A 2,957-nucleotide genomic window follows, 5' to 3' on the forward strand; every position below is an offset into this window, starting at 1 on the left:
GTCGGCAGGGAACTCCCCCACCCCGTCGCGAGCCTGCGCCACCAGCTCCCACAGATCCTCCGGAGACAGCACACCACCCGGATACCGGCACGCCATCCCCACGATCGCGATCGGCTCGTCGACCGTCGCGGGAGCAGCAACCACGGCCTGCGCCGTCTGTCCGCCGGCCAGCTCGTTCGCCAGGAACTGCGCCACGGCCTCGGCCGTCGGGCAGTCGAAGACGAGGGTGGCCGGCAGGCGCAGCCCGGTGGCCGCGTTCAGCTGGTTGCGGAACTCGACAGCCGTCAGGGAGTCGAAGCCGAGCTCCTGGAACCGTTTGGTCGGCTCGACCGCCTCCGCGCCGTCGAAGCCGAGCACGCTCGCCGCATGGGTGCGGACCAGTTGGATGAGGTCGGTCGGGTTCGTGCCGACCGTGCTCGTCCTGCGCGTGGGCACGCGGACCAACCCGTGCAGGAGCGCGGGCAGCGTACCCGCATGTGCCTGGGCCTGAAGGGCCGGCACGCTCAGCACGGCCGGAACCAGGACGGGGTGTTGTGCGTGCACCGCGACGTCGAACAGGGCGAGCCCGTCGGCGACGGGCATGGGCATGATGCCGCCGCGTTCGAGGCGGCGCAGGTCGGACTCGTCGAGCTCGCCCGCCATACCGCCGGTCGCCCACAGACCCCAGGCCAGCGAGGTGGCCGGCAGCCCCTGGGCTCGCCGCAGCTGGGCGAGCGCGTCCAGCGACGTGTTCGCGGCGGCGTAGTTGCCCTGACCGGCGCTGCCGAGCACCCCGGAGAGGGAGGAGAAGAGCACGAACGCCTTCAGGTCGAGGTGCTGGGTGAGCTCGTGCAGGTGGCGGGCGGCGTCGGCCTTGGGCCTCAACACCGCGTCCAGACGTTCGGGAGTGAGAGAGGCGATGACGCCGTCGTCCAGGACACCGGCCGTGTGCACCACGCCCACCAGATTGTCCACGCCCTCCAGCACCTGGGCGAGCACATCCCGGTCGGCCACGTCGCAGGCGGCCACCTCCACCTCGGCGCCCAGCTCCGACAACTCCGCCGCCAGCTCGGCCGCACCGGGCGCGTCGAGACCGCGCCGGCTGACCAGCAACAGGTTCCTGACCTCGTGCTCGCTGACCAGATGGCGGGCCACCAGCGCGCCCAGCCCGCCCGTGCCGCCCGTGATCAGCACCGTGCCGCCAGGTCCGAACACCGGCTCCGGGTCCGCCAGGTCCGAGACCCGGCTCATCCGCGGCACCAGCAGCTGACCGTCCCGCACCGCGACCTGCGACTCGCCGGTCGCCAGCACCTGAGCGACCACATCCGCGGGATCGGTGTCCGCGTCCAGGTCCAGGAGCACGAACCGGTCCGGCTGCTCGGACTGCGCGGCCCGCACCAGACCCCACGCCGCCGCCTGCGCCGGGTTCGGGACATCGTCCTGTCCCACCGCGAAGGCCCCGCGCGTGACGACGACCAGCCGCAGCCCCGGCTCGTCGGCAGCGCCGAACTCCTGCAGGGCGGCCAGCACGTCGTGCGTGACCCGCCTGATCGCGTCCGGGGCCGACGCCTCGGACACCGGCACGTCGAAGATCTCGTACGGCGGCTCGGGCTGCGCCGCGCGGCCGGCGGGCCGCACCCAGCCGATCGTGAACAGGCTGTCGTGACGGGCCGCATCCTGAACGGCGGAGCTCGGGCGGAGCGTCACCGAGCCGACCTCCATGACGGGCGTCCCCGCGGTGTCGGCCATGGTCATGGCGACCACACCGTCGTTGCCCGTGGGCGCGATCCTGACCCTCAGGACCGTCGCGCCCTCCGCGTGCAGCGCCACCTGGTTCCAGGAGAACGGAACGTACGGCCGTCCGGGCTCGGCCTGCGGCAGCAGACCGGCCATGGGGATGGCGTGGAGGGACGCGTCCAGGAGCGCCGGGTGCAACCCGAAGCGCCGGGCCTCGGCCTGGGCCGTCTCCGGCAGGGCGATCTCGGCGTAGACGGCGCCGTCCCGCTGCCAGACGTTCTGGAGGCACTGGAAGGTCTCGCCGTACTCCATGCCGGTCGCGGCCAGGTCGTCGTAGACGCCTCCGGTGTCGACGGGCCTGGCGCCGGACGGCGGCCACTGCGCGAGGTCGAAGCCAGGCGCCGAGGCGGCCTGGGTGAGCACGCCCTGGGCGTTCTGCCTCCAGTCGGTGCTCTCCTCAGCCCTGGAGTAGATGGTCACCTGGCGGCGGCCCGATCCGTCGGGCTCGGTCACCACCACCTGGAGATGCAGGCTCCCCCGCTCCGGCAGGACCATCGGCGCCTGGAGGGTGAGCTCGTCGAGCATCGAGCAGCCGGTCTCGTCACCCGCCCGTACGGCGAGCTCCACCTGCGCCGTCCCGGGCACGATCACCTGGCCGGCCACCACGTGATCGGCCAGCCACGGCTGCTCGGCCAGCGACAGGCGGCCGATGAGCGTGAGGGTGCCGGTTCCGGGGGCGGGCACGGTGGCGGTCAGCAGCGGATGGTCCACGGCCGCCAGCCCGCCGCCCGAGGCGACGTCGCCGGTGGCGTAGCCGGCGTCGAGCCAGTACCGGCGGCGCTGGAAGGCGTAGGTGGGCAGGTCGACGTACCGGGTGGGGACGTCGGCGAAGTAGGCGTCCCAGTCGACGGTGACGCCCTCGACGTGCAACCGGCCCAAAGCCTCGACCAGCGCGCGGGTCTCCTCCCGATCCTTACGCACCGCCGGGACGAACACCGCGTCCTCGACGCTCTGCTGCGCCAGCCCGGTCAGCACCCCGTCCGGGCCCACCTCCAAGAAGTGGCTCGCCCCAGCAGCCGTCACCCCGTCGGCGAACCGCACCGCCCCACGCACGTGCTCCACCCAGTAAGCAGGGTCGGTCAGCTGGCCAGGCTCGGCCAGGCGACCCGTCACATTCGAGATCACCGGAATGGTGGGCTCGTGGAAGCCGAGACCGCTGATCGCCTCGGCGAACTCGGCCA

Annotated in this window: 1 protein-coding gene; it reads right to left on the reverse strand. The window is 72.9% G+C overall.

The genetic code is table 11. The annotated features are described in order from the left end of the window. On the reverse strand, positions 1–2,957 hold a 2,957-nt coding region (locus E1292_RS49985), incomplete at both ends, for a type I polyketide synthase (protein ID WP_132606812.1).

Origin of the sequence: Nonomuraea deserti (assembly GCF_004348685.1) — a bacterium.
In the GTDB taxonomy this organism is placed as follows: domain Bacteria; phylum Actinomycetota; class Actinomycetes; order Streptosporangiales; family Streptosporangiaceae; genus Nonomuraea; species Nonomuraea deserti.